General features: G+C 54.1%; 21 protein-coding genes. 5 read left to right on the top strand and 16 right to left on the bottom strand.

All coding sequences use genetic code 11. The annotated features are described in order from the left end of the window. Positions 1 to 457: 457 nt before the first annotated feature. The 4 genes from BLR97_RS18500 to BLR97_RS18485 form a co-directional block, all read right to left on the bottom strand. Positions 458 to 2,263 carry an acyl-CoA dehydrogenase C-terminal domain-containing protein gene (locus BLR97_RS18500; protein WP_089708255.1) on the bottom strand — a complete coding sequence of 602 codons (1,806 nt, stop codon included), beginning with the start codon at positions 2,261 to 2,263 and terminating at the stop codon, positions 458 to 460. Between the two features lie 233 nt (positions 2,264 to 2,496). Continuing rightward, positions 2,497 to 3,264 carry an SDR family NAD(P)-dependent oxidoreductase gene (locus BLR97_RS18495; protein WP_089708253.1) on the bottom strand — a complete coding sequence of 256 codons (768 nt, stop codon included), beginning with the start codon at positions 3,262 to 3,264 and terminating at the stop codon, positions 2,497 to 2,499. 26 nt (positions 3,265 to 3,290) lie between these two features. Then, entirely contained in the window at positions 3,291 to 4,955 is a 1,665-nt protein-coding gene (locus BLR97_RS18490) for an AMP-binding protein (protein WP_089708250.1), read from the bottom strand. 189 nt (positions 4,956 to 5,144) lie between these two features. Continuing rightward, positions 5,145 to 5,708, bottom strand: coding sequence for a TetR/AcrR family transcriptional regulator (locus BLR97_RS18485; protein ID WP_089708248.1), 564 nt, complete (start codon positions 5,706 to 5,708; stop codon positions 5,145 to 5,147). 126 nt (positions 5,709 to 5,834) lie between these two features. Here BLR97_RS18485 and BLR97_RS18480 point away from each other — a divergent pair, with 126 nt between their 5' ends. After that, positions 5,835 to 7,022 (top strand): acetyl-CoA C-acyltransferase, encoded by a 1,188-nt coding sequence (locus BLR97_RS18480; RefSeq protein ID WP_089708246.1) that lies wholly within the window; start codon positions 5,835 to 5,837, stop codon positions 7,020 to 7,022. Between the two features lie 55 nt (positions 7,023 to 7,077). Here BLR97_RS18480 and BLR97_RS18475 read toward each other — a convergent pair whose 3' ends face one another. Together BLR97_RS18475 and BLR97_RS18470 are read right to left on the bottom strand one after the other, a co-directional pair. Next, positions 7,078 to 8,769 (bottom strand): methyl-accepting chemotaxis protein, encoded by a 1,692-nt coding sequence (locus BLR97_RS18475; RefSeq protein WP_089708244.1) that lies wholly within the window; start codon positions 8,767 to 8,769, stop codon positions 7,078 to 7,080. Positions 8,770 to 8,795: 26 nt separating this feature from the next. Then, positions 8,796 to 9,209 carry an arsenate reductase ArsC gene (locus BLR97_RS18470; protein ID WP_089708242.1) on the bottom strand — a complete coding sequence of 138 codons (414 nt, stop codon included), beginning with the start codon at positions 9,207 to 9,209 and terminating at the stop codon, positions 8,796 to 8,798. Positions 9,210 to 9,364: 155 nt separating this feature from the next. Here BLR97_RS18470 and arsH point away from each other — a divergent pair, with 155 nt between their 5' ends. The 4 genes from arsH (at position 9,365) to BLR97_RS18450 (ending at position 12,231) form a co-directional block, all read left to right on the top strand. Next, on the top strand, positions 9,365 to 10,084 hold the full coding sequence (gene arsH, locus BLR97_RS18465) for an arsenical resistance protein ArsH (RefSeq protein WP_089708239.1): 720 nt from the start codon (positions 9,365 to 9,367) through the stop codon (positions 10,082 to 10,084). 13 nt (positions 10,085 to 10,097) lie between these two features. Then, positions 10,098 to 11,171, top strand: coding sequence for an ACR3 family arsenite efflux transporter (gene arsB / locus BLR97_RS18460; RefSeq protein WP_244511397.1), 1,074 nt, complete (start codon positions 10,098 to 10,100; stop codon positions 11,169 to 11,171). 12 nt (positions 11,172 to 11,183) lie between these two features. Continuing rightward, positions 11,184 to 11,843 (top strand): NADPH-dependent FMN reductase, encoded by a 660-nt coding sequence (locus BLR97_RS18455; protein WP_089708238.1) that lies wholly within the window; start codon positions 11,184 to 11,186, stop codon positions 11,841 to 11,843. A 79-nt stretch (positions 11,844 to 11,922) separates the two neighbouring features. Further along, on the top strand, positions 11,923 to 12,231 hold the full coding sequence (locus BLR97_RS18450) for a CC/Se motif family (seleno)protein (protein ID WP_089708236.1): 309 nt from the start codon (positions 11,923 to 11,925) through the stop codon (positions 12,229 to 12,231). On the opposite strand, the gene BLR97_RS18445 is transcribed toward BLR97_RS18450, so the two are convergent. The 10 genes from BLR97_RS18445 to BLR97_RS18400 form a co-directional block, all read right to left on the bottom strand. Then, positions 12,196 to 13,359 carry an MFS transporter gene (locus tag BLR97_RS18445; protein ID WP_089708234.1) on the bottom strand — a complete coding sequence of 388 codons (1,164 nt, stop codon included), beginning with the start codon at positions 13,357 to 13,359 and terminating at the stop codon, positions 12,196 to 12,198. The genes BLR97_RS18450 and BLR97_RS18445 overlap by 36 nt on opposite strands. Beyond that, positions 13,356 to 14,567: an organoarsenical effux MFS transporter ArsJ gene (gene arsJ, locus BLR97_RS18440; RefSeq protein WP_422821940.1), complete on the bottom strand. Its 1,212-nt coding sequence runs from the start codon at positions 14,565 to 14,567 to the stop codon at positions 13,356 to 13,358. The genes BLR97_RS18445 and arsJ overlap by 4 nt, the downstream gene beginning before the upstream one ends. A 4-nt stretch (positions 14,568 to 14,571) precedes the next feature. Then, entirely contained in the window at positions 14,572 to 15,585 is a 1,014-nt protein-coding gene (locus BLR97_RS18435) for an ArsJ-associated glyceraldehyde-3-phosphate dehydrogenase (protein ID WP_089708230.1), read from the bottom strand. Between the two features lie 149 nt (positions 15,586 to 15,734). Then, complete coding sequence (pstB, locus tag BLR97_RS18430; RefSeq protein ID WP_089708228.1) at positions 15,735 to 16,574, bottom strand: phosphate ABC transporter ATP-binding protein PstB; 840 nt, start codon at positions 16,572 to 16,574, stop codon at positions 15,735 to 15,737. A 24-nt stretch (positions 16,575 to 16,598) separates the two neighbouring features. Continuing rightward, positions 16,599 to 17,765 carry a phosphate ABC transporter permease PstA gene (gene pstA / locus BLR97_RS18425; protein ID WP_089708226.1) on the bottom strand — a complete coding sequence of 389 codons (1,167 nt, stop codon included), beginning with the start codon at positions 17,763 to 17,765 and terminating at the stop codon, positions 16,599 to 16,601. An 18-nt stretch (positions 17,766 to 17,783) separates the two neighbouring features. Further along, complete coding sequence (pstC, locus tag BLR97_RS18420) at positions 17,784 to 19,034, bottom strand: phosphate ABC transporter permease subunit PstC (RefSeq protein WP_089708224.1); 1,251 nt, start codon at positions 19,032 to 19,034, stop codon at positions 17,784 to 17,786. A 152-nt stretch (positions 19,035 to 19,186) separates the two neighbouring features. Then, positions 19,187 to 20,197, bottom strand: coding sequence for a substrate-binding domain-containing protein (locus BLR97_RS18415; protein ID WP_089708223.1), 1,011 nt, complete (start codon positions 20,195 to 20,197; stop codon positions 19,187 to 19,189). Between the two features lie 211 nt (positions 20,198 to 20,408). Beyond that, entirely contained in the window at positions 20,409 to 21,602 is a 1,194-nt protein-coding gene (locus tag BLR97_RS18410; protein ID WP_089708221.1) for a multidrug effflux MFS transporter, read from the bottom strand. Between the two features lie 202 nt (positions 21,603 to 21,804). Then, positions 21,805 to 22,320, bottom strand: a complete 516-nt coding sequence (locus BLR97_RS18405) for an STAS domain-containing protein (RefSeq protein WP_089708220.1) — start codon at positions 22,318 to 22,320, stop codon at positions 21,805 to 21,807. Beyond that, positions 22,310 to 23,500 carry a PP2C family protein-serine/threonine phosphatase gene (locus BLR97_RS18400; protein ID WP_089708218.1) on the bottom strand — a complete coding sequence of 397 codons (1,191 nt, stop codon included), beginning with the start codon at positions 23,498 to 23,500 and terminating at the stop codon, positions 22,310 to 22,312. Before BLR97_RS18400 ends, BLR97_RS18405 begins: the two co-directional genes overlap by 11 nt.

Below are 23,500 nucleotides of genomic sequence, written 5' to 3'. Positions count from 1 at the left end.
TTGGTGATTTATCACCCTCATCGGCAAGCGCCCACATGAATTACCTGATCAAATTATTAAAGAGCAATCGCTTGCGGGCCGATACAACATGACGTGGCCGCTGCTAAGCGAGGAAGACGTATTCTACGTACTTCGCTGTGGTTGTCAATCACTGATTGGCAGAAGCGAAGGAAATAATCGACCTGCTTTTCCTTCTAGCTATTTGCCTAACCATCTGACAAACCAAGGTTTTTACACCTCATCCACCGCTGGCAACGCCGTGCGTCCCCGGCAGCGGATGCGTACTCTACGTTTTCACTACCAAGCTGGCAAGGGGGTTCGTGAAAAAACATAAAAAAAAGCGGCAGGCCTAGTTCAAAGAACCGAGCCTGCCGAAAACCACCGATCAGAACGCCTGACCAGAGAGTGCCTGACTAAAAACGTTTAGCTGCGGACTAAAGGCCGCGTTAACTATTAATCAAATTTCAAAACCCAAGCCAAAGTCTTCGCTGGAGATTGCCATTAGGCTGGAAGCGCCTGATTGAATCATTTGTGCATGGGCCTTGGTACGCGGCAAAAGTCGCTGATAGTAGAAGCGAGCGGTATTCAGCTTGGCGGCATAAAACGCCTTATCGTCCCCCTCAAGAGAACCAGATGCCTGTTTTGCTGCACGGGCAAATAGGTAAGCCAGCGTGACGTAACCGGCATACATCAGGTAATCAACGCTGGCCGCGCCTACTTCTTCGCGATCCTGCATCGCCTTCATGCCCACGCCCATGGTCAGCTCGCCCCATTCTGTATTGAGCTTAGCCAACGGCTCAATAAACTCTTTAAGCGCTGGATTGTCGGCCTCGGCCTTACAAAACTTATGGATTTCTTTGGTGAAGACCTGGAGAGACTCTCCTTGACTCATCAACACTTTGCGGCCCAACAGGTCTAACGCCTGAATACCCGTTGTACCTTCATAAAGACGCGTAATCCGCGCATCGCGTACCAGTTGCTCCATTCCCCACTCTTTAATGAAGCCATGGCCACCATAGATCTGCACGCCCTCATTGGTGCTTTCAAAACCTACCTCCGTCAGAAATGCTTTTACGATAGGCGTCAAAAGTCCAAGCAGGGTTTCAGCGCGATCTCGCTCTTCGCCGGGTTGCCCATGCTCAACCAAGTCAAGCATTTGGGCGGTATAAAGCACCAACATACGCCCACCCTCGGCAAAGGCTTTCTGGGTAAGCAGCATGCGGCGCACATCGGGGTGAACGATAATCGGGTCAGCCGGTTTTTCTGGTGCCTGCTTGCCTGACAAACCACGCATCTGCAAACGATCACGGGCATAGCTAAGTGAGTTTTGAAAGCTGGCTTCGATCAAACCCAGTCCCTGGATGCCCACACCCAGACGGGCCGCATTCATCATGGTAAACATGCAGGCGAGCCCTTTATTGGGCGCCCCTACCAAGTAGCCGATCGCGTCATCGAAATTCATGACGCAGGTCGCATTACCATGAATCCCCATTTTATGCTCAAGGGAGCCGCAAGTGACGCCATTGCGCTCACCAGGATTCCCTTCGGCATTCGGCAAGAACTTAGGTACGACAAAGAGTGAAATACCTTTGGAGCCTTCCGGTGCATCGGGTAACTTTGCCAGCGCCAAATGCACAATGTTCTCAGCCAGGTTGTGATCACCCGCCGAGATAAAAATCTTGGTGCCGGTAATTGCATACGCATCACCATCGGCGGGCACCGCTCGGGTTTTGATCAAGCCCAGGTCAGTACCGCAGTGCGGTTCGGTCAAGCACATAGTGCCTGTCCAAACGCCTTCAACCAACTTGGTGAGATAGGCCGCCTTCTGCTCATCGGTGCCATGGTGACGAAGCGCATCGGCTGCACCATGGGAGAGCCCCGGGTACATGCCCCACGCCAGGTTCGTCGCGCAGATCATTTCCGAGAGCATCATGGCAAGCGAGGGCGGCAAGCCCTGGCCACCCTGCTCAGGGTCAGCGGCCAGACTTGGCCAGCCGCCTTCAACATACTGCTGGTAGGCCTCTTTGAATCCCTTGGGCGCTTTTACCTCGCCACCCTCTAACAGGCACCCTTCTTCATCGCCGCTTTGGTTAAGCGGTAAAAGCACATCACGGGCAAAGCGCGCGCCCTCTTCCAGAATAGCGCTCACTACATCGGGAGAAGCGTCTTCACCGTTGGGTAACGCGGCGTAATGGGCGGGGTAGTCAAACATTTCGTCCATGACGAAACGCATGTCACGCAAGGGGGCCTGGTAGCTGGGCATTGCACTTCTCCTCAATCAAAGGGCTGAAAGCTGCATAAGAGATCCAAAACAGCTTTCAAACACATGTTTGAAAATTAGCGTGAGCGCATCACATAGTCAAGCAGTCGTTTGAATTAATCAGTCCAATTCCCTACAACTTTCGTCATTGGCAACCAAGGGCCTTCATGCACAAATAAAAAAAGCCCACCAACATTGCGTTGGTGGACGTTGTTTACCCGCTTAACCACGAGCCATTACTGCATCCGGATACCACCGTCCAAACGAATCACTTCGCCGTTTAGCATCGGGTTGGCGATAATTTGCTCGGCCAGTTGGGCAAACTCCTCCGGTTTGCCCAAACGCTTAGGAAACGGCACCGCAGCCGCCAGCGCTTGAGCCGCTTCATCAGGAATTGCGCTCATCATGGGCGTTTCAAAAACACCGGGCGCAATAGCCATAACGCGTATAGCATGACGCGATAACTCGCGTGCGGCGGGCAAACTCATACCCACAACGCCCGCTTTAGAGGCGCTGTAAGCGCATTGGCCCACTTGTCCATCAAACGCGGCAATGGATGCCGTGTTTATGATGACGCCACGCTCACCACTTTCGCTTGGGGGATTTTTAGCCATCGCCGCGGAAGCGAGACGCATCACATTAAAGGTGCCCACCAAGTTGATGTTGATCGTTTTCGTATAGCTTTCTAAGTCAGCCGGATTTCCCTCACGGTCAACCAGCTTGGCTACACTGACTACCCCGGCGCAGTGAATAACGCCCGAAAGCCCGCGCTCCCCTCCTAGCGCCACCGCCGCATCGACCGCCTGTTCCATTTGCTCTGCGGAGGTAATATCCGCCAGACACGCGCGAGCGTTTTCTCCTAGCTGCTCGGCATGGGCGTTGACGCTGTCGTTTAAGTCGCATAACACGACACTAGCGCCCGCAGCGACTAAACGCTCAGCAGTGGCCGCTCCCAAACCGGAGGCGGCGCCCGTGATTAAAAACGTATGGCCTTTGACTTGCATAAGCGTGTTTCCCTGTCATCAAAACGTTATTGGTGTGCACTAGCGTCTTCTGCCGCCTGGGCGCGCAACTTAAAGCGTTGGATTTTGCCACTTGGGGTTTTAGGCAGCTCATCAACAAACTCGATGACGCGGGGAAACGCATGGGTCGATAATCGGTCGCGCACCTGCTGGCGAATCTCATCCGCTAGCGCTTCGCTGGCATCATAGCCGTCGCGCAATACAATATATGACTTGATTACCTCACCTCGAATGTCATCCGGCTGACCTACCGCAGCGGACTCAGCCACTGCCGGGTGCGTCATAACGCTGTTTTCGACATCCGTCGGGCCAACCCGGTAGCCAGAGGTGGTAATAATATCGTCATCGCGGCCAGCAAACTGGAACGAGCCATCGTCATTGCGAACCACCACATCCCCGGTCAAGTAATAGCCCTTCACAAAGGGGTCTTTCTCTTGCCAGGTGTATCCCTGAAAAAAGTGTGCCGGTGATTTTTCAATATCCACCGCCAGAACGCCCGGCTCGCCCGGAGGCAATTCATTATACTCAGCGTCCAGAATTGCTAAGCGATATCCTGGCATCGGCACGCCCATGGCACCGACATGTTTGGGATGATCAAGGGCATGATGGTTGTTACACGTCATTCCCGTTTCGGTTTGCCCGTAATGATCCATCACCGAACAACCCAGCGACTTTTCAACCCACGTGACGACCTCGGTATTGAGCGGCTCACCGGCGGAACTAGCCGCGCGAAGCTCTAACGTTTGATGGGCATCGTCAAACAGACCTGATGCTTTCATAAGGCGATAGGCCGTCGGTGCTGCGGCGAAGTTGGTAATGTGATGGCGCTTCATAAAGTCGAGCGCCCCTTCGGCGGTGAACCCGGCTTCGCAGAAGTGAGTCGTCCCCCCCAGCAGCAGCGGGCCTGCGATGGCGTAGTAAAGACCGTAAGCCCAACCGGGATCGGCCATATTCCAAAAGCGATCCTCTTCGCGAAGGTCAACCGCCAATTCCATGTAAAGAGCAAACGCCGTCATACCCGAAAGCGGCACGGCAACGCCTTTTGGCTTACCTACGGTGCCAGAGGTGAACATTTGCAAAAAGGGCTTTTCCGGCGAAAGGCGTGGCGGTTCATTACTCATTGACGTTTGCGTCAATGCAGCTTGCCAGTCGTGATCATCGGGATGCTCGCTGGTCGCCCCTCCGACTACCAACATCGGCGGGCACTGGCTTAAGCCATCAAACTTATAGCGATTCGCGTGATCGGTGACCACCAACCGGGTATCGGCCCGGCCAAGCCGATAGTCCACCGCATCAGGGCCAAAGGCGGTAAACAGCGGTTGGTAAACTGCGCCTATGCGCCAAGTAGCCAGCACCGCCACCATCAGCGGTAGCGAGCGAGGAAGCATGCATGCAATTCGATCTCCCTCGCCTAACCCCTGGGCTTGAAACCAGCCCGCCAATTTAGCGCTTTGTTGATCAAGCTCTGCGTAGCTCAGCGTGTGCGTCGCCCCGTCTGCGTCTTCTTGGACGAGGGCCAACATATCGCCCCGCCCCGCCCGAACATGACGCCCACAGCAGGCTTCAAAGGCGTTTAACTGGCCATCCTGGTGGTCATCGAGCTTGGCAACGACCTCACCGATAGAAAACGTATCAAGGTAATCCGAATAACTGGGCAGTGATGTCGCTGTCATGGTGGCTCTCTTAGGTGTTGTTGGTAGTGAGCAGCGGGCTTCGCAGTCGCGCGATTATTATCAGTTTACGTTAACGGAACCCTCAGAATTAAATCTACGCTAAAAGCAAATGCGCTGAAGCGCAAGCAATCGGCACGACTGGGTCGTTATACGTTAGTCGAGCAGTGATATTGGCTCATTGCCCGTTCGCTAACGCGCTGTGATCATCGCCACCAATTCATCGGCTAAATCATCCGGTGTTCTTGGCCCGCCGGGATCGTACCAACGAACCGTCCAGTTAAGCGCGCCTAGAATAAAGCGTGAAACCAAAAAGCAATCCCCATGGATTAGCCCTGCCTCCAGGGCATCGTCGATGACTTGCACCCACAGCGCCTCGTAGGCATCGCGGAGGTGACTGAGGTGAGCGCTGGCATCAGACGCTAAACGCCGCCACTCAAACAGCGCTACCACGTGAGCATTTCGATCGGTAAACAACGTTTCAAGGTGGGCGCGAGCCATTGCGCGAAGGCGTGCTTCGGGGTGTTCATCGCAGTTATCAAGGGCTCGGCGAGCGATGACCAGGGCATTATGTGTTCCTTCTTCGATTACCGCCGCCAGAATTTCTTGTTTATCTTTAAAATGGTGGAACAGGCTTCCGGACTTGATGCCCATTTCCTGCGCCAGCATGCGCACCGTGGTACGGTCGAAGCCCTCTTGGACAAATAGCTGAGCCGCGAGGCGCGTTAATTCCTTGCGGCGAGGAGATGCATTCATTACATTCATGTTCATTCGCCCTAGCGCTTGCTTGGTTATCCAGGAGAAGACCACAGCCCTGGCAACGGGTCAACGCAAAGCGCCCCACTCAGCAAGATAATCACAACAACCGTAAAGGAGAACGCCATGAGTACCGCTACAGAGGTTGTGTTTCTGTCAGCTGCACGCACCCCCATGGGCGGCATGATGGGTAGCTTGTCGACCATGAGCGCCCCTGAACTGGGCGCAGCAGCCATTCGTGCCGCTATTGAGCGCGCAGGTATCGACGCAGCATTGGTCGAAGAAGGCATTATGGGCTGTGTATTGCCAGCCGGCGTAAAGCAAGGCCCGGCACGTCAAGCAATGCGCCAAGCCGGCATTCCGGATGCCAACGGTGCCACCACCATTAACAAGCTGTGTGGCTCGGGCATGAAAGCCGCCATGCTGGCCCATGACCTAATCAAAGCAGGCAGCGGTGATATCCTGCTCGCCGGCGGCATGGAGTCCATGTCCAATGCACCCCACGTGCTGACCAAAGCCCGCAGTGGCTACCGCTTAGGACATGGTGAACTGAAAGACCACATGTTTTTAGACGGTTTGGAAGATGCAGAAACCGGTAAGTTGATGGGCGTATTCGCTCAAGATATCGCCACTCAGCGCGGCTATACCCGCGAGCGCCTGGATGACTTTGCGATTGCCTCACTTGAGCGCGCCATGGCGGCCACCAACAAAGGGCAGTTAACAGCTGAAATGGCACCCGTGACGGTTACATCACGCCATGGCGAGACCCTTGTCGAACATGACGAACAGCCTTTCCAGGCCAAGCTGGATAAAATCCGCCAGCTACGCCCTGCGTTTGCCAAAGAAGGAACCATCACCGCTGCCAACGCAAGCTCTATTTCCGACGGTGCGTCAGCGCTTATTCTTGCCAGCCATGAAACGGCACAACAACACGGCGTTAAACCTCTGGCACGCATGCTGGGCCACACGACCCATTCACGCCATCCCAGCGAGTTCACCATTGCGCCTGTGGGCGCAATCGAGAAACTGATGCAAAAGCTTGATTGGCAGGTTAAGGATGTCGATCTGTTTGAAATCAACGAAGCCTTTGCTGTTGTGACGCTCATGGCCATGGATGATCTGGGCCTCCCCCATGACAAGGTCAACGTCTTTGGCGGCGCATGTGCTCAAGGCCATCCGATCGGTTCAACCGGCTCCCGCATTATCGCCACATTAATCCATGCCCTGCGCACCAAAGGCGGCAAACGCGGCATCGCCAGCCTTTGCATTGGCGGTGGCGAAGCCACCGCCGTGGCCGTCGAGTTGATGGATTAAACTGAAGAGTAACCACCCCAGCGCAAAGCTCCACCGCGCTGGGGCGATCAATCGGCTAGGTTAAGGCAGCCAGTTGGTTCGATGGTGTGCGTTCATTCGGCATGTCACTTTGGGATCCCATGGCTTTCCAATCCGGGTGATCTTGATGAACCCCCTGCGATTCTTGTTGCGTTGTCGATACAGCGGTATCGTCAGCTACCTTAAATTGACCCGCGTACTCACGCATCTGTAGCGCTTCCCCAGACAACCCTGAAGAACATTGAGCCGCTTGGTTGACTAAGCGCATTGTCTCTTGGGTAGCGGTATCAATTTGAACCACTGCCTGATTGACCTCTTCAATCCCACGCCGCTGCTCCTCGGATGCGTTCGCCATTTGCGTCATCAGCGTATCAACATGACTGGCTGCCAGCATAATCGCACGGGTGTGCTCACCGGCCTTCTGCGACAATACACTGCCTTGCTGAACGCTGGCACTCGACGCTTCTATGCGTGTACGAATATCGCTGGCCGCATTGGCACTGCGCGTTGCCAGCGCCCGCACCTCATTCGCCACCACCGCAAACCCTCGTCCGTGCTCACCGGCACGGGCCGCCTCAACCGATGCATTAAGGGCCAGGATATTGGTTTGAAAGGCAATGCTTTCAATCATTCTGATGATGCTTTGAATCTCTTCGGAATGATCATTAATCGTGTCCATGGTGGCGATGAACTGAGTGATCACCTCATCACCCTGCTGCGCTTTATGTGACACATCCTGCGTTGACTGGCTGACATGCGCCGCACTTTCGGCATTTTGGTTTACCGTCGCGGTTAGCTGTTCCAGGCTTGCCGCCATCTGCTGCGTGGCTGACACTTGCGTGTCGGTTTGGCTTGCCAATAACTGGTTCTGCTCGGTCATCTCCTGACTATTGCTATACACCTGCTGGCTACTGGCAGTCAGTCGGTTAACCGTCGTCGTCAGTGATCGCTGCATCTTGGCAAGCTCACTAAACAACAAACCGATCTCATTATTGGAGTGCGCCTTTACGGGGACGGATAGATCGCCTTTAGCAATGCGTTGAAAGTGCTCTGTGATCGTCTTTAATGGGCGAAGTACGTTTTTACGCACGCCCCATACCACCACCAACACGACTAGCAGCGCTGCCACGAGCACCGCAATGACGCCCCAAAAAAGTAGCGAAGACACCTGTTCGAAGCGCGCTAACAATGCGTTTCCCCGCTGAGCGGAGGCTTCAAAAAACGTCTCGGCGCTTTCCACAAAGTGCTGACTGCTGCTATCCACCCTCGACTCACCGGACAGAAAACCAGACACATCACGCTCTTCAAGCATCATCATCTGTAGCTTGAGGTTATTGTTAACAAAGGATTGAAAATCAGTCGCTAACTGATCAACGATCTCTTGCTGACTAGGCGTAAAGTTACTTGCCTTAAATCGAGTGAAATTTTCAGTCGCTGAATCAAGCAAATGCTGTGCTTCTTCAAGGAGCGGCTCCGGACGATCAAAAGACGGCGTACGAATTAGCTCTGCCGCGCGGTTCATCTGAACACGCGCACGTAATAACTGAGTATAAGCACCATCTAGCTCACGGATTTGCGCCATATCCCGCTGATGAAGCGACGTAAATGCCTCACGGCCAAAATGGTTGGCGAACAACCCCAGCGCTCCGATGATGACGACCAAACCACTCAAGGCTACCAACACAAGCGTCCAACTTGCTTTGACGCTTAAGTTATTAACACTCCTCATACCCCCACCCCCGCATTTAAATGTCATTAATCAGACGTGTGGAGAGGCAGCCAGAGCTGCAGGCGCCGGCGAATCTCTTGAAGCGCTTGTTGGTAAGCATCCACCTTACCTATTAGACGCGGGTCGCGTATGTCCCAGTAAAATGTTTCTTTCGCTTCACCTTGCCATTCGCGACAGGCTTGCTGGGCCTTATCGCACAACACGATGACAAAATCGAAAGTCTCATTCTCAAACTCATCCAACGATTTACTTTGTAAGCTCTCAGTAGGAATCCCTTGCTTGTTAAGTGCCTCCAACGTAAACGCATGGGGTTCATCGGGTTCTGTTCCCGCGCTGAATGCCTCAAAGTGATCGCCCGCCATCTGGCGAAGCAATGCTTCGCCCATTAATGAACGTGCGGAGTTGGCATTACATAGAAATAGCACGCGGCGCTTTGTCATAAATAAACAACCTCTTATGTATTAATAATTGCCACTTTACGCACGGTTCATGACGGCAATATTGCAACATCATCTATCGAGCTAGAAATATACGAAAAAACATATATCATGAAGAGAGTTCATTAATAGCCGACATCCACAAGGAAACCGCCGCGATGGTCTCGTTGGACGATTTACCCAACCTAGATGCGAATCTCTTTGAAGCCCCCAGTCATGAACGACTGGGCCTGCCGGCAAGTGATCAACAAGCGCCAAAAATCTTGCTGCTATACGGCTCGCTGCGGACGCGCTCATTTAGCCGCCTGGCCACTCAAGAAGCCGCTCGACTGCTCAATGCCATGGGGGCGCAAACCCGGATTTTTGATCCGCAGGGCTTACCCCTTCCCGATGGCGAAGATGCCAGCCATCCAAAGGTTGAGGAGCTTCGCCAACTGGCCCAATGGTCAGATGGCATGGTGTGGTGTTCGCCTGAACGTCACGGCGCGATGACGGGCATTATGAAAGCGCAAATTGACTGGATACCGCTGGCTCTCGGCGGTGTACGCCCCACTCAGGGCAAGACGCTTGCCGTTATGCAGGTATGCGGTGGCTCGCAGTCGTTCAATACCGTTAACCAGTTACGCATTTTAGGCCGCTGGATGCGCATGGTGACGATTCCCAACCAGTCGTCGGTTCCCAGGGCGTTTATGGAATTTGACGACCAAGACCGCATGAAGCCTTCACCGTTTTATGACCGTATCGTGGATGTCATGGAAGAGCTGGTGAAATTCACGCTGCTGGTGCGCGGGCGTAGCGATGTGCTCACCGACCGCTATTCAGAGCGCAAAGAAAGCGCTGAAGAGCTTTCAAAGCGCGTCAATCAGCGCGCCATTTGATCAGGAGATAATCATGGCAACCCAGGATACGACCTCCCCCAGCACTGCCGAGGGTATGGGCCTTTTTGAACGCTATCTATCGCTATGGGTGGCGCTGGCCATCGTTGCGGGCATATTGCTTGGGCAACTGGTGCCCGCCGTACCGGAAACGCTCTCTCGCTTTGAAGTCGCCCAGGTGTCTATTCCCATTGCGGTGTTAATTTGGGCCATGATTTTCCCCATGATGGCGCAAATTGATTTTACCTCGCTGCTGGGCGTGCGGCGCCAGCCCAAAGGATTAACCATCACCACCACGGTTAATTGGCTAATCAAACCGTTCACCATGTTCGCCATCGCTTGGTTCTTTTTAATGGTCGTGTTTCGCCCGCTAATTCCCCAGGAGTTAGCCAGCCAGTATCTGGCCGGGGCGATTCTTCTCGGCGCGGCCCCCTGCACCGCTATGGTGTTTGTATGGAGCTATCTGACCCGCGGTGACGCCGCCTATACCCTGGTGCAAGTGGCGTTGAACGACATCATCATGCTGTTTGCCTTTGCCCCCATCGTGGTGTTCTTGCTGGGTATTTCGAATATTCAGGTGCCCTGGGATACGGTCGCTCTTTCGGTCGTGCTCTACATCGTGATTCCTTTAGCGGCGGGGTATCTAACGCGGCAAACGTTAATCGCCAAACGCGGGCCAGAATGGTATGACAATGTGTTTATGAAACGCGTTGGCCCCATCACACCGATTGGCTTGATTATCACCCTGGTGTTGCTTTTTGCCTTCCAGGGCGAGGTCATCCTACAAAATCCCTTGCATATTGTATTGATCGCCATTCCGCTGATAATTCAAACGTTTCTCATTTTCTTTATCGCCTATGGCTGGGCTAAAGCATGGCGGGTTCCCCACAATGTCGCCGCACCGGGCGCGATGGTCGGCGCCAGCAACTTTTTTGAACTCGCGGTGGCCGCCGCCATTGCGATTTTTGGGTTGCAGTCCGGTGCGGCGCTGGCGACGGTTGTCGGCGTATTGGTCGAAGTACCGCTAATGCTCGCGCTTGTGCGCATTGCCAACAAGACCCGCCACCACTTTCCGGCTGAATCCGCATAAGGCGAAGTACCCATGGCCCACTACTTAGTGTTTTTAGGTTCGACTCGCACCACCACGCCACCGGCACCCGCGCGATTAGGTGAGCGGGTAGCCAAAGCCTGTAAGCGGTTGCTCTCCTCGCTCCCCCACACAACCGCCGAGATTATTGACCCGCTAATGCTAAATTTAAGCGATCCGTTTAAGCCGCATTTTGCTTACGCCCAAGCCGATGCGCCGGATGACTTGGCGGAGCTTGCGGATAAAATCGCTCAAGCCGATGGCTATGTGATGGTCAGCCCCGAGTACAACCACTCCATGAGCCCCGCGTTAAGTCATCTGCTCAACCACTTTGGCGCGTCACTGTTTGCCTTTAAGCCCAGCGCTATCGTGACTTATTCGATGGGTCAATGGGGAGGCGTGCGCGCCGCCGTTGCCATGCGGGCGTTTCTATCGGAGCTTGGCTGCCTGCCGGTGTCGGCCATGGTGCATATACCTAAAGCCCAGGAAGCACTACACGACGACGGGGAGTTTGCTCAGGATCAAGAGCGCTGGGAAGGTTATTTTGGCCGCACGTTAGGGCAGTTAATGTGGTGGGCAGAAGCCGCAGCTAGCTATAAACATCAGGTGGATCCAACGAAAGTATCGCCCGCCTTTAAAACCGCGCCCTCTCAGCGCAACGCGCCCGGCAGTTGATACAGCTGAAACGATCTTGTGGGCGGAATTGTTTACTATCCAGCGTGTTAATGCCACAACAATGATCTTGGGATAAACAATGGATAATGTGATTGATATAGGCAGCAATGCCTTAGACTTTATCAAACAACAAGGTGGCGTCGTCACAGTGCGCTTATCACCCCGCTATGGCTGCTGCGGGGGGCTCGCCAACATTGCCGTCGCCGAGGCAAGCACGCCAGCAGACCCTTCGCTTTACCAGAGCCATCGTTATGAAGGTGTAACGCTGTTCATTGACCCAGCGCTTGTCGGCCAAGGACTAAGTATCAACGTCGAGGGATGGTGGAAGCTGCGCCACCTGTATGTGGATGGCTCACCCTTGAACTCGGGGCACACGTATACAAAGTAAGACTAGCGTCGCAAGCAGCATCAAACCAGTGGTTAGCCACAACGCTCCGGCACCATTGTGCTCTATCAATAAGCCAAACAGCAGCGGTGCAAAGGCTTGCATTGCCCTGGCGGGGGCGATAATCAAGCCTTGACGCTGCCCAAACCCTTTCGGGCCAAATAAAGCGAGCGGCAGCGTGCCGGAGGCAATCGTCATCAAGCCATTTCCCGCACCATGCAGTAGCGCAAAGCCTGCGGCGGGCATACCCACCGTTGCTAAAAGTGCCGCGCCTATAGGATGGAGCGTTGTGGCCACGCGCGCCGCCACCAGCGGATGCAAGTGACGCAACAGCGCAAACTCACCCACCCGAGCCGCCACTTGCGCGGGCCCAACCAAGGCGGCGGCGGCAACGGCCACCGAGAGCGATACACCGGTTTCCTGCAACAGTCGGGGCAGATGCGCCGCCATCGCCGTTGAGACAAACCAACCTGCAGCAAACACATAGGCTAACAGCACCATCGCCAGGCGGGGTCGCTCCGGCGGTGGCGCCGACTTTTCGTCATTTTGCTGAACCGCGCTGTCACCGGCTTTGGGTAGGCAGGTATTCAGCGGCAGCCCTACCACGATATGCAGTACGGCCCAAACGCCACAGGCAGCCCGCCACCCGAACTCATTTTCCAACAAGGCCGTTAGCGGCCAACCGATGGTGCTGGCAAACCCAGCCAGCAGCGTCACACCAGTAATGGAAGAGCGGGCGCTTCGGCCTAATAGCCGCCCTAATGTAGCAAAGGCTGCATCGTACAAGCCCATTGCCATGCCCACGCCGGTAATCAGCCAGGCGAGCATCAACGTGACCATGCCCTGGGCCAGCGCCATGATGACCAAGCCAAGCGCCAATACGCCATTCGAGGCCATCAACACACCGCGCCCGCCTTGCTGGTCAATCAAGCGCCCCACGCTGGGGCCTAGCATAGCGGTTAATAGCAAGGCCGCCGAGAACGCCGCAAACACCCAGCTTGGCGACAGCCCCAGCTCGCGGGCCATGGGCACCGCAAGGATAGCGGGCAAGTAATAGCTGGATGCCCAGGCAAGGGTTTGCGCGCTGCCTAAGGTCAGCGTTAAACCCAGCTTGGGCGAAAAACGGATCATGCGACTTGTTTAGGCAGTGCCAATGCCATCAATGCGCTGACTGCCACCAAGGCCGCTGATACCCAAAGACAGGCGCTTAAACCGTAGGCCATATACAGCCAGCCTGAGAGTAACGTTCCCACTAAACGCCCCATGGCATTGGCCATGTAATAAAAGCCGACATCCATGGAGACGCCATCGGCGCGGGCATAGTGCACGATCAAATAACTGTGCCAACTGGAGTTGATCGCAAACAGCACCCCAAAAGCGAGTAGGCCGACAACTAGCCATTCAACCTGAGCCAGTGGCAGTAACGCCAACAGAATCGCCAGCACCGCAAGCGTTGCCGCCCAGCCAGCGGTGAGCGCCCGCGCATCGCCTTTGATTAGCCCGGTCAACTTGGGCGCCTGGGTTTGTACCCCGCCGTAGCCGATGACCCAAATCGCTAACAATCCCCCCACCGTCCAGTGTGACCAGCCATGTTGGTCATATAAAAACACCGGCAGTGCCACCACAAACCACACATCCCGCGCCGCAAACAGGCAAAAGCGCGCCGCAGAGAGCACGTTGATAGCGCGTGATTTTGAAAAGATTTCGGAGAACTTGGGCTTGGCTTTCTGGCGGCCTAAGTCCGCCTTTAAGCGCCATAATGAAAGTAGCAACACGCCGCCAAGCATCACCGCCATGACGAATACAGCAGCCTGAAAGCCAATTAACGTCAGTAGTAGCCCACCGACAAAAAAGCCCAGCCCTTTTAGCGCATTTTTAGACCCGGTGAGCATCGCTACCCAGTGGTAGAGCGAGCTATTGGCGTTAGCGCTGTCTTTGGGCACCAGTATTTTAACAGCACTTTTGGCACTCATTTTGTTGAGGTCTTTGGCAATGCCCGACAGTGCCTGAGCGGCCATGACCCAAACGACCGTCAACATTCCTGCGGGCACCATCAACATAGCAAGCGCGATAATTTGCAGCCCAAGCCCCACGTTCATGGTGCGGTTAAGCCCCAGTCGCGCCCCCAACCAACCGCCTACCAGGTTGGTCACCACGCCAAATGCCTCATAAAACAGAAACAGCATGGCGATTTCCAGCGGCGAGTAACCCAGCTGGTGAAAGTGCATCACCACCAGCATGCGCAACGCGCCGTCGGTAATCGTGAACGCCCAATAGTTGCCGGTTATCAGCATGTATTGGCGCACCTCGAAAGGTAGCGCCTTTACCCGCGCAAGCATTGAATCACTCACGACCCACCTTTAAAGCCAGCTCTGCAGTACGATTGGCATAGCCCCACTCGTTGTCATACCAAGCGTAGAGTTTTAGTTGGGTGCCGTTGATCACCATGGTAGAGAGTGCATCAATAACCGAGCTGCGCGGGTCGGTGCGGTAGTCGATGGAGACCAGCGGGCGCTCTTCATAGCCCAAAATACCGGCAAGCTCGCCATCGGCAGCCGCTTTTAAAGCCTGATTGACTTCCTCGACGGTGACTTCGCGTTCGAGCTCAAACACCATATCGGTGATTGAGGCATTGGCCAGCGGCACACGAATCGCGTGGCCGTTTAGCTTGCCTTCCAGTTCGGGAAATATCGCGGTGATCGCTTTCGCCGAGCCGGTGGTGGTGGGAATCAGGCTCATACCGCAGGCGCGAGCCCGGCGCAGGTCTTTATGCGGGGCGTCCAGAATGGTTTGCGTATTGGTAATGTCGTGTACCGTGGTCATCGAGCCGTGGCGGATCCCAAAGGTTTCCTGAATAACTTTGACCACCGGCGCCAAGCAGTTGGTGGTGCAACTGGCGGCGGTGACGATCTTATGTTGAGCCGGGTCATAAAGATGATCGTTGACCCCCATCACTACGTTCAACGCGCCCTCTTTAAGCGGCGCACTGACCACCACTCGCGCAACGCCTTGATCAAAATACCCCTGAAGCTGAGCGGTGTTTTTCATCACGCCCGAACACTCGATGACCACATCGCAGTTCGACCAGTCACTTTCCGCGATTTGTTTATTGGCGCTGAACGCTACGTCATGGGTATTAATCACGAGTGCATCGTCGCCGCCAGAGAGACCCTGCCCGGGTGACCAATGCCCATGCACCGAATCAAATTCCAACAGGTGGGCAAAGGTAGCCGCATCACCGCCCGGGTCATTAATGCGCGCAATTTTAACGTCACCGGCTTCCACTTGCGCCCACAAACTGCGCAGCGTCAGCCGACCGATGCGCCCAAAACCATTAATACCGATACGTAGTGCCATGGGGGTCTCCTGTCTATCGGTTTAAGGAAAGCTATCTGTTAACTAAAAACTTAACGCTCATATACGCCAAAACACATATATACGTTTAAAAAAAAGCAACAATGCGAAGGCCCACCGCTTCTGCGGTGGGCCAACTTGGTCGGCGTTAATTAGCCATAACGACCTGAAATATAGTCTTCAGTTTTCTTCTTAGCCGGTGTTGAGAACATCACTTTGGTGTCGTTGTACTCAATAATTTCTCCCAGGTGGAAGAACGCCGTGTAATCTGCCACCCGCGCCGCTTGTTGCATATTGTGGGTCACAGTAACGATGGTAAATTTTTCTTTGAGGCGATCCATCAGGTCTTCAATAGTCGCCGTAGAAATCGGGTCGAGGGCCGATGTTGGCTCATCCATTAAAATCACGTCTGGCTGCACCGCAATCGCCCGGGCAATACACAAACGCTGCTGCTGGCCACCAGAAAGCGATGTACCCGGCTCTTGCAGCTTGTCTTTCACCTCGTTCCACAGGCCTGCATCGCGCAGTGCTTGCTCGACTAGCTCGTCCTGGTCGGCTTTACGACTGACTATGTCGTGCATACGCGGTGCGTAGGAGACGTTTTCATAGATCGACTTAGGGAACGGGTTGGGCTTTTGAAACACCATCCCTACCCGGCGACGTAGCGCCACTTCGTCCATTTTTTTGGCATTCACGTCATGGCCGTCCATCTCCACTAACCCTTCCGTATGCACAGTTGGGATCAGGTCGTTCATACGATTCAGGCAGCGCAAAAAGGTCGATTTACCGCAGCCGGAAGGCCCAATAAGGGCTGTCACGTTCTTCTGAAATAGATCGATATTCAGATTCTTCAGTGCCTGGTTTTTACCGTACCAAAGGTTTAAGTCGCGCACGCGGATGCTCAGGTCATGACACGCCTGATCATTGATCGTGTAAGGCTGGCCCACATTCGGTGTGTCTTGTTCACTCATTACAGGTGCTTGGCTATTCATAGTCATGTCCTCTATCGCGCTGGCCTACCAGCGACGCTCAAATTTCTTACGTAACACAACGGCAAAGGCGTTGAGTGAGATGAGTATGGTGAGTAGCACCAAGATACCGCCGGCGGTTTTTTCCACAAACGCCTGTTCAGGCTCACCCGACCAGGTGAATATTTGTGCTGGCATCACCGTCGCCGCTTCAGTAAATGAAACACCTGCATCGGGGATAAACGCCACCATGCCCACAATAATTAGCGGTGCCGTTTCCCCCATTGCCTGAGCAAGCCCAATAATCGAGCCGGTCATAATGCCCGGCATCGCCAAAGGCAAAACGTGGTCACGAACAACTTGCCAGCGCGAACAGCCTACGCCAAACGCCGCATGCCGAATCGAATCCGGTACGCTCCGAAGTGCTGCCCGAGTTGAAATAATGATCACCGGCAGCGTCATTAAGGCCAGGGTCATACCACCCGCTAATGGCGATGAGCGTGGTACGCCAAAGAAGTTAATAAAGATCGCCAACCCCAACAAACCAAACAGAATTGATGGAATGGCCGCTAGGTTATTGATATTGATTTCAATCGCTTGAGTAAAGCGGTTATCCGGCGCAAACTCCTCCAGATAAACCGCCGTCATCACACCAATGGGGAAGGAAATCGCCAGGGTGACGATCATGGTCATCACGGTACCAATCACGGCCGATAAAATACCCGCATATTCGGCGATTTTTGAATCACCATTGGTAAAAAACGTGGTATTGAAACGCATATCCACTTGGCCCGCTTCTACGCGCTCGTCAATAGCGGCCCGCTCTTCGGGGCTCAAGCTACTGCGGTGCCCCTTTAAGTACTGATCCACCTCGCTGGTCGCCAATACCCACTCGTTTGTGCTGGTACCAATCATATCGGGATTGTTACGCAGCTCCATCGGAATCACGCGCACCATGGTGCGACTGATGATGGGTATCAACTCTTCATCAAACGCCTGTCGTCCGTCGGTTTCTGCCTCTTCGTTATAGTTGATCTCGACTTGTATATACGCCTGCTGAAAAGCGGGTAAGCCTTTATTGAGCATGTCGGCAAAAAATAGCACCAAGAACAACCCCGCCAGACCTAACGACCCCATGGTTATCCATTTGAGCCGGGTAGACTTTCGGTGGCGATGTTTAAGCTGCTGACTGATGTCGTCAAAAGTATGGCTCATCGAAACAGTTCCTCAGCGTTACAGGTTATTCACGCGGTATTTTTCGCGGAAACGACGGATCATCAGAACCGACACCAAGTTAAGTACAAGCGTGACCGCAAACAGAACCAAGCCCAGGGCAAAGGCGGAGAGCGTTTCGGCACTTTCAAACTCCTGGTCGCCGGTGAGCGCCGCCACGATACGCACAGTCACCGTGGTCATGTCTTCCAGCGGATTAGCGGTTAAGTTGGGGCGCATACCCGCCGCCATGACCACGATCATGGTTTCACCCATCGCCCGGGACACACCCAAGAGCGAGGCGGAAATAATCCCGGGTAAAGCAGCAGGCACTACAACGTCACGAATGGTTTCGCCCTTGGTCATACCCAGTGCCAACGACCCTTGACGCATGGTGTCGGGTACCGAATTGATTACGTCGTCAGACAACGATGAGATAAACGGAATGATCATGATGCCCATCACAATGCCGGGTGCCAGCGCATTGTTATAAGAAGCATCGAGCCCTAGAAAGCCAGCCAAAGTGACGATAAGCGGCGCGACGGTAATGGCCGCAAAAAAGCCGTAAACAACGGTAGGAATACCCGCCAACACTTCAAGTACCGGCTTGGCAACCGTGCGCACCTTGCTCGGCGCATACTCAGACATATAAATCGCCGACAGCAAACCGACCGGCACCGCTACCAGCATGGCGATGGCGGTAATCATAAAGGTGCCGGCAAACAGCGGTACCGAGCCAAATTCAGCGCCGCCACCATCACCGCGCCCCGCTGCCGCTAAAAAGCTAGCACCCGGGCTCCAAGTGGTGCCGGTAATAAATTCCCAAAAGCTGTGCATTTTAAAAAAGCGCACCGCCTCGGAAATAATCGAAAACAGAATGCCGAACGTCGTGAAAATAGAAATTAACGCCGCACTGGCCAGGATCATGCGGATCACCCGCTCCATGGCTTGGCGGGCATGAAAATCGGGTTTTACTTGGTTAAGACTCACCAATAAGCCTATAGCGGCTACGACTAGACTCGCCGCTAGCAAATAAAGGGTGGGGATATTGGCGCCCATTAACAGCAGCACAAAAGCGCCCAGCGCACTCACCAGCAGGGCCGGCCCGGCGGTAGAGAGCACAGTAAACCAAGCATATTGATCTGGCTGGGCAAACATCGCCGTTCCCGCACTACGAATACGAGTGGCTTTTGAACGGCCAGCAAAAAAAGCCAGCAGCCCCAGCAACAATAACGCAGCGCAAAAAATCAAAAGAAGCTGGTTGGTTTGCATCGAATTTCTCTCGCGTTACCTAATGAAATCGTATTGGCGACTACTCTGGGGTACAAACATTACAGCAATGTGACAGTTACCAATTTAAACTGTCGGAAAACGAAAGGCCGGCAGCTTAAGCTGCCGGCCATTTTCATTTTCAACTTAACTACTTACTTAAGAACGTCTGCTGACATTGTAGTGCGGTCTGCTACAGCCTGACGCCACTCTTCGCGTTCGTCTTCCGGCAGCACGATCAAACCGATATCACGCAAATAACCGTCATCACCAATCATCATATCGCTCATAAACATGTCGACATAATCGTACAACGGCGGTACGTCGTCAGCGTGCTGGTTCTTCACGTAGAACCACAGCGAACGGGCAACCGGGTAGTCGCCCGAGCTAATGGCTTCAGCTTCAGGCGCTACGCCGTCGATGGTAGCAGCGTTCAGCGTATTCAGGTTTTCTTCAAGGAAGGAATAACCGAAGATACCAAAGGCACCGGTGTCTTCTGAAAGGCGCTGAACGATCAGGTTATCGTTTTCACCAGCGTCGATGTAAACACCGTCAGAGCGGATGTCGGTATAGCCTTCTTCGTAGGCGTCCATTTCTTCAGACGCGCTTTCCATGACCAGCTCTTCAAACGCATCACGGGTACCGGAGGTAGTCGGCGGGCCATAGATGGAAATTTCACGGTCTGGAAGCGAAGAATCAATCTCGCTCCAGTTGGTGTAGGGGTTTTCCACCAATTCGCCGTCCACCGGCACCATAGCGGCTACCGCCTTGAAAATATCTTCACGAGTCAACGCAACGACGTCGTTGGTATTGGACTGACCCATTACGATACCGTCAGAGCCGATTTTGGCTTCTGTAATATCGGTAACGCCGTTTTCTGCACAACGCTCGAACTCAACGACTTTCATGCGGCGTGAGGCGTTGGTGATATCGGGCGTGCCTTCGCCCACACCGTTACAGAACAGACGCAAACCACCGCCCGAACCTGTTGATTCGATAACAGGCGTCGGGTTGCCGGTAGTGGCACCGAACTCTTCAGTCACATAGCTGGCGAACGGGTAAACCGTGCTGGACCCAACAATACGGATTTGATCACGTGCCTGGGCAACACCAGCCACGCTCATTACTGCCGCCGCGAGCACGGTGGTTTTGAGAATACGGTTCATGCGAATTACTCCTAAAGATGTAAGGGATCTTGCTTTCGCAAGGCACACTTTGCATCCCTTCAATGACATCTTTGTGACAAACACCGTCACAGAATAATTTTTTTAAAAAATTTTCTTAGCCCCGCACATCACAACAAAAGCCCCAGCGCCAATACCCGCGCACCCTGCCAGGTCCTGATCAGCAGATCCAACCACACGGTAAAGCTGTGTACTATGCTGTCGGAACGTCCTTCGCCGGTGGCGTTAGCAGCCGCACGCCAATATTGCCTAGCAGCGCAGCGGCTAACATGGTGAGCACCATTGGCCATAGATGCTCCACCTCAAAAAACCCCACCATGGCACCCGCCAGCGCACCACAGCTAAATTGAATACCGCCTAATAGAGCGGTAGCGGTCGCACTGATATGGCCGAAATGATCGAGCAGAGATGAAATCGCATTAGGCGTAATTAAGCCGATCATACCGGTGAATAACATAATCAGCGGCACCACCACCGCCAATGAGGCAATATTCAGCGCTGTTGCCGCCACCAACCCCAAGGCGGCAACTAACTGGATGGCTAGACCCAAGCGCAAGTTCTGCTGGGGCGTGCGTTTACGTAATAAATAAATATTGACGCGGTTCGAGGAAGCGATCATTACCACATTGACGCCAAAGACAAACGGATACACCCCAGGGCTCAGCGCAAAATAGTCCAAGTAAAGAAACGGCGAGGCGGTCACAAACGCGAACAGCCCGCCAAAAGACGCCGCCACCGCGCAGATGTAACCCATACCCTCTCGATGACGCAGTACACTGGCATAGTTACGGATTACTTGGCGCGGCGATGCGGCCGGTAACGACATATCGCGGGTTTCGGGCAACCGTGACCCTAACAACCAGAGTAGAAATCCAGCGTAAACGGCGAGAAACACAAAAATTAACCACCAGCCGGCAATATGTAGCAGCAGGCTGCCCACCGTCGGAGCCACCAAGGGGGCAAGCATCATAATCATGGCCATGGTCGACATGACTTTTGCCGCTTCACGACCGCTGAAACAATCACGCACGATCGCCGCCGAATTGACCACGCATGCTCCGCCGCCTAACGCTTGGACAAACCGCCAGGCAAGCAGCGAGGTGAGGCTATCCGCTGTGGTAATCATCAAGCTGGCACAGAGAAAAACCAACAGCCCGCTCATGAGCACCGGCTTACGCCCTAGCCTGTCGGACAAGGGTCCAAAACACAGCTGCCCTAGCGCAAAGCCAAACAGGAAGACGCTGATCGAAAGCTCAGTACGGTGAATACTCGCATTGACCGTATCGGCAATTGCCGCCATGGCCGGTAAGTAGGCATCAATGGCGAAAGGGGCCAACGCCGTATTCGCGGCCACCAGAATGGCAACGCGACGAGGATTAAGTTGCATGTCTCTCCTTAGGGTGGCCGCAGACACCCACGACAGCATAAAGATAGGCCGCTAAGTATATGCCTTTTACGCTGCGTTGTCGGCCATAGCCCATCGAGAGATAACAGCGCTATCACCTTAACGGGCCTATTGGCGCCGAAAAGTGATAACGCCGATCAAATAAGGCGGGATAACGAAGTGCGAAATCCTACGAGGGACGCTGCTAGTGTTGCGCAGTCTCTTGAGATTCGAGCATGTCCACCAGCGGTTGAAACTGTTCCCGATTGTGGTCGTTCATGTGCATTAAAATACGATGCGCTTCTAAAATCCGCTCGCGCATGGCATCTTCATTAGCAGGGACTTCGGGCACCTCTTCAAGCGCGCTGCTCAAGCCTGTGGTGGGCTGAAGCGGCGCCTCCATTAGAGTAAAAAAGCGCGCAAAGCCCATAACATCGAGCATTTGCCGCACGTCTTGATTATCCACAATAATGGTCGGCGCTTGCTCTAAGCGCCCTTTTACCGCCATAGCCACCTTGGCAAGAAAACCAAGCGCCGTTGAGTCGACATTGGTTGCCTCACGCAAGTCGATCATCACCGCCTGTAAGCCGGGTGTTTCGGCCAATCGCTGGGCCTGGGTGTCAAGCGTAGCACACAGTGTTAAGCGTACGTCGCCACACAGCTTTAAAACAAAAACACCAGATTCGAACGCCGCTTTTATGCGGCCTTCTTCAATCAGCATGACCAAATCCGCTCACCATCATGATTGTCAGGTCGTCGGGCAGAGCATTGCGGTCGGGTTTGGCATCATCTTCAACAGGCTGCTGACTCAACAGCAAGTTGTTATTAGCCAACCGTTCGCGAAGCTCTTCAAGCGTGGGGCTCACGCTTACGAGTTGCTCAAGTTCCCTGAGCCGCGTGTCGAGCGAATCACCCGGCAAGCACTCCAATACGCCATCTGAGCACAGCCACAGCCGAAAATCAGCCGGTAGCGGATAGCTTAGCGCAGGATATTCCACATCGGGAAATAGTCCCACCGGCATTCCCTCACCAGGCAACCGCGTCAACTGGTCGCCGGTGGCTAATAGTGGCATCGGCAACTGTGCTCCGAGCGAATAGTGAAGAGTATGCGCTTCATGGTCAACAACGCCAACAAATAAGGTAGCGTGCTTGCCAATATCGGTTCCCTGTAATTCACGGTTCATCGCGGTAAGCCATTGCTGTGGTAGCAAATCAGGCCGAGTACCGTCCCATTCTCCAAGCCAGCGGTTGCATAAATACTTCAACAAAACCGTGACAAACGCTGAGGACGCACCGTGGCCCGACACATCCGCAAAATAGAAGGCACTGTACCGCGCGTTGTAGCGCTGATAATCGAGAAAATCACCGGACAAATACAGCGAAGGCGCAAACCAATAATCGTAACGAACGCCGTTAATGACCTTGGGATGCGCGGGCAACAACCGCCGCTGAATATGCCCGCCGCTCTGCTGGTCCATACGCAGTAACGCAAGATGTGTCTCTAAGCTCTCGTTTAACTCAGCTAATCGCTCATGATCTCGAGCACGGGCTTTTTCCAGCACGTCCAACTCGATGGCTTTGCGGATCATACGCCGCAACAGTTCAGCGTGACGTAGTGGGTGGACAATATAGTCGACCAGCCCGACATCAACTGCTTTGATCAAATCGGCATCCTGGCGAGAATCACTCACCACCAGCGTGGGCAACTGATGAGTCAACCCCGACCAGTGCTGGCGGGGAACCGCCCGCGCGTGGGCCACGATCAAGGCGGTTTCTGCCGGTAAATGCGCGATATTGTCCGCTGCATATACCCACATGCCATCGCAGGTAATGGCCTCGGCAAGAGCATCACGCTCCTCTCCGGGCTCATCGATCACCGCAATTAGCTGCTTATGCGCCAT

It is taken from the genome of Vreelandella arcis, assembly GCF_900103865.1.
Classification (GTDB): domain Bacteria; phylum Pseudomonadota; class Gammaproteobacteria; order Pseudomonadales; family Halomonadaceae; genus Vreelandella; species Vreelandella arcis.
Note: the sequence above shows the minus strand (reverse complement) of the source record. Positions and strands in the feature narration are given on the sequence as shown.

Bases quoted from the DNA above. Each gene is read 5' to 3' on its own strand.
- BLR97_RS18500 (WP_089708255.1), bottom strand. From the start codon at position 2,263: ATGCCCAGCTACCAGGCCCCCTTGCGTGACATGCGTTTCGTCATGGAC.
- BLR97_RS18495 (WP_089708253.1), bottom strand. From the start codon at position 3,264: ATGCAAGTCAAAGGCCATACGTTTTTAATCACGGGCGCCGCCTCCGGT.
- BLR97_RS18490 (WP_089708250.1), bottom strand. From the start codon at position 4,955: ATGACAGCGACATCACTGCCCAGTTATTCGGATTACCTTGATACGTTT.
- BLR97_RS18485 (WP_089708248.1), bottom strand. From the start codon at position 5,708: ATGAATGCATCTCCTCGCCGCAAGGAATTAACGCGCCTCGCGGCTCAG.
- BLR97_RS18480 (WP_089708246.1), top strand. From the start codon at position 5,835: ATGAGTACCGCTACAGAGGTTGTGTTTCTGTCAGCTGCACGCACCCCC.
- BLR97_RS18475 (WP_089708244.1), bottom strand. From the start codon at position 8,769: ATGAGGAGTGTTAATAACTTAAGCGTCAAAGCAAGTTGGACGCTTGTG.
- BLR97_RS18470 (WP_089708242.1), bottom strand. From the start codon at position 9,209: ATGACAAAGCGCCGCGTGCTATTTCTATGTAATGCCAACTCCGCACGT.
- arsH (WP_089708239.1), top strand. From the start codon at position 9,365: ATGGTCTCGTTGGACGATTTACCCAACCTAGATGCGAATCTCTTTGAA.
- arsB (WP_244511397.1), top strand. From the start codon at position 10,098: ATGGCAACCCAGGATACGACCTCCCCCAGCACTGCCGAGGGTATGGGC.
- BLR97_RS18455 (WP_089708238.1), top strand. From the start codon at position 11,184: ATGGCCCACTACTTAGTGTTTTTAGGTTCGACTCGCACCACCACGCCA.
- BLR97_RS18450 (WP_089708236.1), top strand. From the start codon at position 11,923: ATGGATAATGTGATTGATATAGGCAGCAATGCCTTAGACTTTATCAAA.
- BLR97_RS18445 (WP_089708234.1), bottom strand. From the start codon at position 13,359: ATGATCCGTTTTTCGCCCAAGCTGGGTTTAACGCTGACCTTAGGCAGC.
- arsJ (WP_422821940.1), bottom strand. From the start codon at position 14,567: ATGCTTGCGCGGGTAAAGGCGCTACCTTTCGAGGTGCGCCAATACATG.
- BLR97_RS18435 (WP_089708230.1), bottom strand. From the start codon at position 15,585: ATGGCACTACGTATCGGTATTAATGGTTTTGGGCGCATCGGTCGGCTG.
- pstB (WP_089708228.1), bottom strand. From the start codon at position 16,574: ATGAATAGCCAAGCACCTGTAATGAGTGAACAAGACACACCGAATGTG.
- pstA (WP_089708226.1), bottom strand. From the start codon at position 17,765: ATGAGCCATACTTTTGACGACATCAGTCAGCAGCTTAAACATCGCCAC.
- pstC (WP_089708224.1), bottom strand. From the start codon at position 19,034: ATGCAAACCAACCAGCTTCTTTTGATTTTTTGCGCTGCGTTATTGTTG.
- BLR97_RS18415 (WP_089708223.1), bottom strand. From the start codon at position 20,197: ATGAACCGTATTCTCAAAACCACCGTGCTCGCGGCGGCAGTAATGAGC.
- BLR97_RS18410 (WP_089708221.1), bottom strand. From the start codon at position 21,602: ATGCAACTTAATCCTCGTCGCGTTGCCATTCTGGTGGCCGCGAATACG.
- BLR97_RS18405 (WP_089708220.1), bottom strand. From the start codon at position 22,320: ATGCTGATTGAAGAAGGCCGCATAAAAGCGGCGTTCGAATCTGGTGTT.
- BLR97_RS18400 (WP_089708218.1), bottom strand. From the start codon at position 23,500: ATGGCGCATAAGCAGCTAATTGCGGTGATCGATGAGCCCGGAGAGGAG.